General features: G+C 71.3%; 6 protein-coding genes. 5 read left to right on the forward strand and 1 reads right to left on the reverse strand.

Annotation, left to right across the window (positions count from 1 at the left end; translation table 11 throughout):
• A partial coding sequence (locus VJS38_RS02665) for a citrate/2-methylcitrate synthase (RefSeq protein WP_324086605.1) occupies positions 1–486 on the forward strand: 486 nt, incomplete at its 5' end.
• A 21-nt stretch (positions 487–507) separates the two neighbouring features.
• Here VJS38_RS02665 and VJS38_RS02670 read toward each other — a convergent pair.
• Positions 508–1038 carry an HAD family hydrolase gene (locus tag VJS38_RS02670; RefSeq protein ID WP_324086606.1) on the reverse strand — a complete coding sequence of 177 codons (531 nt, stop codon included), beginning with the start codon at positions 1036–1038 and terminating at the stop codon, positions 508–510.
• Positions 1039–1135: 97 nt separating this feature from the next.
• Here VJS38_RS02670 and VJS38_RS02675 point away from each other — a divergent pair, with 97 nt between their 5' ends.
• From VJS38_RS02675 to VJS38_RS02690, 4 genes are all read left to right on the forward strand, one after another.
• Complete coding sequence (locus VJS38_RS02675; RefSeq protein ID WP_324086607.1) at positions 1136–2962, forward strand: dipeptide ABC transporter ATP-binding protein; 1827 nt, start codon at positions 1136–1138, stop codon at positions 2960–2962.
• A 36-nt stretch (positions 2963–2998) separates the two neighbouring features.
• On the forward strand, positions 2999–4207 hold the full coding sequence (locus VJS38_RS02680) for a threonine ammonia-lyase (protein ID WP_324086608.1): 1209 nt from the start codon (positions 2999–3001) through the stop codon (positions 4205–4207).
• 5 nt (positions 4208–4212) lie between these two features.
• Positions 4213–4701, forward strand: coding sequence for an FKBP-type peptidyl-prolyl cis-trans isomerase (locus tag VJS38_RS02685; RefSeq protein ID WP_324086609.1), 489 nt, complete (start codon positions 4213–4215; stop codon positions 4699–4701).
• A gap of 209 nt (positions 4702–4910) precedes the next feature.
• On the forward strand, positions 4911–5466 hold a 556-nt coding region (locus VJS38_RS02690; RefSeq protein WP_324086610.1), incomplete at its 3' end, for a M20/M25/M40 family metallo-hydrolase.

Raw genomic sequence — 5466 nt, forward strand, 5'->3', positions numbered from 1 at the left:
CTCAAAGGTCCGCTGCATGGCGGCGCGCCGGGGCCGGTGATCGAGATGCTCGACGCCATCGGCGCGCCGGCGAACGCGCGGACCTGGATCGAGGCGGCGCTCGACCGCGGCGACCGGCTGATGGGCTTTGGCCACCGGGTCTACCGGGTGCGCGATCCGCGCGCCGACGCGCTGAAGGCCGCGCTGCGCCGCCTGGACCTGGCCTCCAGCGCCCGCCCCGGCCGGCTGGCGCTGGCGGAAGCGGTCGAGGCGGCGGCGCTGGCGATCCTGAAGGACCGCAAGCCCGACCGGGCGCTGGAGACCAACGTCGAGTTCTACACCGCGCTGCTCTTGGAGGCGCTGGGCTTGCCGCCGGCCGCCTTCACCTGCGTCTTCGCCATGGGCCGCGCCGCCGGCTGGATGGCTCACGCCCGCGAACAGCTGGCCGGCGGCCGGCTGATCCGCCCGCAGTCGCACTACGTTGGACCGATGCCCCGGGCCGCGTGAGCCGCGCGCTGTCCGGCCCCGTTAAGGGAGGGACTTCGCCGCCAGGAACTGCGCCAGGTCCCCGCCCCGGAAGTGCAGCGCCCGCACGCCGGCGCGCTGGGCGGCCTCGAGGTCGGAGTCCTTGTCGCCGACCAGGACCGAGCGGGCCCGGTCGATCGGCCAGTCGGCCAGGGCGCGCAGGATCATGCCGGGGTTGGGCTTGCGGTCGGGCGGATCGGGGTGGCGGTAGGCGGCCTCCGGCGCTTCCGGATGGTGCGGGCAGAAGTAGAAGGCGTCGATCCGCGCGCCCGCCGCCGCCAGGTCCTCCGCCATCCGCGCATGCAGGGCGTGCATGTCGGCCTCGGTGTAGTAGCCGCGGCCGACGCCCGACTGGTTGGTCACCACCACCACCAGCCAGCCCGCGCGGTTGAAGGCGGCCACCGCCTCGCGCGCGCCGGGGATCCAGCGGAAATCTTCCCAGCGGTGCACATAGCCCTGGTCCTCGTTCAGCACGCCATCGCGGTCGAGGAACAGGGCGGGGCGCAGGGCCGGGGATGAAGCACTGTCGGGCACGGCGGCGAATATAGTGATCGCGTGACGAAGCGCGATTTCAAAAACGCCTGTCACCGCTCTAGGCTGACGCTCCGTCCCGCCGCCGCAAGAGCCGAGCTTGACCCCCGCCGCGCCAGTTCTGGCCCTCGACCACCTGACGGTGGATTTCAAGACCGCCGACGGCGACGTGCGCGCGGTGCGCGGCGTCAGCCTGCGGATCGGCCGCGGCGAAACCGTGGGCGTGGTCGGCGAGAGCGGCTCGGGCAAGAGCCAAACCTTCATGGCCGCGATGGGCCTGCTCGCGCCCAACGGCCGCGCCGGCGGCTCGGCGAAGTTCCACGGCGAGGAGCTGCTGGGCCTGAAGCCGCGGCGCCTTAACCGGGTGCGCGGCTCGAAGATCACCATGATCTTCCAGGACCCGCTGACGGCGCTGACGCCCCACGTGCGGATCGGCGAGCAGATCGCCGAGCCCTTGCGCCTGCACCTCGGCCTCTCGGCGCGCGAGGCCATGGCGCGCGCAAGACAATGGCTCGACAGAGTGCGCATCCCCGACGCCGGTCGCAGGCTACGGCAGTATCCGCACGAGCTCTCCGGCGGCATGCGCCAGCGGGTGATGATCGCCGCGGCCTTGGCGGTCGGGCCGGAGCTGCTGATCGCCGACGAGCCCACCACCGCGCTCGACGTCACCGTCCAGGCCGAGATCCTCGACCTGATGGCCGAGCTGACGCGCGAGACCGGCGCGGCGCTGGCGCTGATCACCCACGACATGGGCGTGATCGCCCGCCTCGCCGACCGGGTGTGCGTGATGAAGGACGGCGCCTATGTCGAGGAGGGCCCGGTCGAGCAGATCTTTCGCCGGCCCGGGACCGCCTACGCCCGCGCCCTGCTGGAGGCGATTCCGCGCCTCGACCGCGCCGATCGCGGCGGCCGGCCGACGCGCGCGCCGCCGGAGCCCGAGACGCCGGTGGTGATCGAAGGGCGCGACCTGAAGGTCTGGTTCCCCGTCCGCGACGGCTGGTTCGGCAGGGCCCGGATGCTGCGCGCCGTCGACGGGGTGAGCCTTTCCGTACGCCAGGGCGAGACGCTGGGCGTGGTCGGCGAGAGCGGCTCGGGCAAGTCCACCCTGGCGCGCGCCGTGCTGGGCCTCGTTGCGCCGACCGGAGGCGCTGTGCTGGTGATGGGGCGCGACGTCACCGAGGCCGACCGGGCGCAGATGCGCGCCGCCCGCCGCGACCTGCAGATCGTCTTCCAAGACCCGCTGGCCAGCCTCGACCCGCGCATGACCGTCGGCCAGTCGATCGCCGAGCCCCTGCGGGTCCACCAGCCGGGGCTCGGCGCCGTCGAGCGCGAGCGCGCGGTCACGGAGATGATGCAGCGCGTCGAGCTCGACCCGGCGCTGATCAACCGCTACCCGCACGAGCTCTCCGGCGGGCAGAACCAGCGGGTCGGCATCGCCCGGGCCATGATCCTGGGGCCGAAGCTCGCCATCTGCGACGAGGCGGTCTCGGCGCTCGACGTCACCATCCGCGCGCAGATCATCGACCTGCTGATCGCCCTGCAGAAGCAGATGGGGCTGGCGATGATGTTCATCAGCCACGACCTGGCGGTGGTGCGCGAGATCAGCCACCGGGTGCTGGTGCTCTACCTGGGCCGGGTGGTGGAGACCGCCGAGGCCGAGCGGCTCTACAGCGCGCCGCAGCATCCCTATACGAAAGCCCTGCTCTCGGCCGCGCCGATCCCGGACCCGGCGATTGAGCGCAGCCGCCCGCGCATCCGCATCGAGGGCGACCCGCCGAGCCCGTTCGACCCCAAGGCCGCCTTCCGCTTCGCCCCCTCGCGGCTCGAGACCGGCCTGCCGCCGCAGCTGAAGGAGGTTGCGCCGGGACACCTGGCGGCGGAGTTCGATCCAGCGCCCTCCATTGCGATAACCCGTCCGACCTCCTAGTTTGCGCCCCTTCGCATCGCCCGGCTTATCCCCATCATGACATTGACCTTCGACGACATCCTCGCCGCCCAAGCGCGGTTGAAGGGTCATATCGAGCGCACCCCCTGCCGCCCGTCGAAGACGCTGTCGGAGATCACCGGCGCGGACGTCTGGGTGAAGTTCGAGAACCTGCAGTTCACCGCCGCCTACAAGGAGCGCGGCGCGCTCAACAAGCTGCTGCAGCTGACCGAGGCCGAGCAGAAGCGCGGGGTGATCGCCGCGTCCGCCGGCAATCACAGCCAGGGGCTGGCCTACCACGCCGCCCGGCTCGGCATTCCGGTGACCATCGTCATGCCGCGCAGCACCCCCTTCGTGAAGGTGCAGCAGACCCGCAACCACGGCGCCGAGGTGGTGCTGGACGGCGACGGCTACGACGAGGCCTCGGCCTTCGCCCGCAAGCTGTGCGACGAGCGCGACCTGGTCTTCGTCCACCCGTTCAACGACGTCGACGTAATGGCCGGCCAGGGCACGGTGGCGTTGGAGATGCTGGAGGACGTGCCCGACCTCGAGGTGCTGCCGGTGCCGATCGGCGGCGGCGGGCTGATCGCCGGGATGGCGACCGCGGCCAAGCACGTAAAGCCCGACATCCGCATCGTGGGCCTGGAGCCCGCCATGTACCCCTCGTTCACCGCCAAGATGCGCGGGGTTGGCGCCGGCGTCACCACCGGCGGGGCGACGATCGCCGAGGGCATCGCGGTGAAGCAGGTCGGCGAGTTGACCTACGCCATCGCCCGGCCGCTGATCGACGACGTGCTGCTGGTCGAGGAGCCGTTCTTCGAGCGCGCCATCGCCCTCTACTGCAACGTCGAGAAGACCGTGGCCGAGGGCGCGGGCGCGGGCTCGCTGGCGGCGCTGCTGGCCTATCCGGAGCGGTTTCGCGGCAAGAAGTGCGGCCTGATCATCACCGGCGGCAACATCGACACCCGGCTGCTGGCCTCGGTGCTGACCCGCGAGCTGGTCCGCGAGCAGCGCCTGGTCAGCCTGCGGATCGTCGGCGACGACCGGCCGGGCCTGCTGGCCACCGTCTCGGCCATCATCGGCGCCCATGGCGGCAACATCGTCGAGGTGGCCCACAACCGCCTGGCGCTCGACGTCCCGGCCAAGGGCGCGGAGTTCGACATCATGATCGAGACCCGCGACGCCCAACACACCCAGGAAATCATGGACGCCCTGCGCCAGCAGGGCTATCCGCCGCGCGCGGTGTAGGAAACATGTTCAGACGACTGATCATCTGCGCCGCCGCGGCGCTGAGCCTTGCAGCCTGCCACAAGAACCTGCCGGACCAGAGCGCAAAGGCCCAGACCTTCCTGGCCCAGAACGCCAAGCAGCCGGGGGTCACGACGCTGCCGTCCGGCCTGCAGTTCAAGGTGGTCAAGTCCGGTCCGAAGGACGGCCTGCGGCCGCAGCTCGGCGACGAGGTGAAGGTCAACTACGAGGGCAAGCTGGTCGACGGCACGGTCTTCGATTCCTCCTACGAGCGCGGAACGCCCGCAGCCATGCCGCTGCGCGGCCTGATCAAGGGCTGGCAGGAGGCGCTGCAGCTGATGCGGCCGGGCGACGAGTGGATCCTCTATGTCCCGCCCGCCCTCGGCTACGGCGACGAAGGCGCCGGCGGCCAGATCCCGCCCGGCGCGGCGCTGATCTTCCGGATCGAGCTGCTGGGCGTGCTGCCGGCGGAAGGGCGCGTGCAGCAGGGGTGAGGCCGAAACGCCCCCTCCGTCTCGCTTCGCGAGCCACCTCCCCCGCTTCGCGGTGGAGGATCTGAGCGCCGAGCTGCTCCACCGCTTGCGGGGGAGCTGTCGCGAAGCGACTGAGGGGGCGTCCGGCGCCGCCGATTTCATCAGCATCTGAGCGGAGAGTCCCTTCGGGACAGCTCCCCCTGAGAGGGAGGATCGTCTATCCCTTAGCCATGGCCACGGATCTGACGCCCGCCGCCCTCGAGATCCTCGAACGGCTGATCGCTTTCGACACCACCTCGCGCGGCTCCAACCTGGCGCTGATCGAATGGGTCGAGGCCTATCTCGACCGTTACGGCGTGACGCATCGGCGGGTGCCCAACCACGATGCGACCAAGGCCAACCTGATGGCGCGGATCGGACCGGCGGTCGACGGCGGGGTCGTGCTGTCGGGGCACACCGACGTGGTGCCGGTGGACGGCCAGAAGTGGCGCTCGGACCCGTTCAAGCTGACCGAGCGCGACGGGCGCTTCTATGGCCGCGGGACCTGCGACATGAAGGGCTTCCTGGCGCTGGCGCTGGCCGCCGTGCCGGAGCTGGCGGCGGGCGAACTCAAGCGGCCGGTGCACCTGGCCTTCTCCTACGACGAGGAGATCGGCTGCCTGGGCGCGCCGTCGATGATCGACGAGATGGCGGGCGAGGCGCCGACGCCGGCCCTGGTCGTGGTCGGCGAGCCCACCGACATGGTGGCGGTCAACGGCCACAAGGGCATCTCGACCTTCACGGTCA

Origin of the sequence: Phenylobacterium sp. (assembly GCF_035276905.1) — a bacterium.
Classification (GTDB): Bacteria; Pseudomonadota; Alphaproteobacteria; order Caulobacterales; family Caulobacteraceae; genus Phenylobacterium.

Excerpts from the sequence above, each read along its gene's own strand:
- VJS38_RS02680 (WP_324086608.1), top strand. The coding sequence starts at position 2,999 with ATGACATTGACCTTCGACGACATCCTCGCCGCCCAAGCGCGGTTGAAG.
- VJS38_RS02685 (WP_324086609.1), top strand. The coding sequence starts at position 4,213 with ATGTTCAGACGACTGATCATCTGCGCCGCCGCGGCGCTGAGCCTTGCA.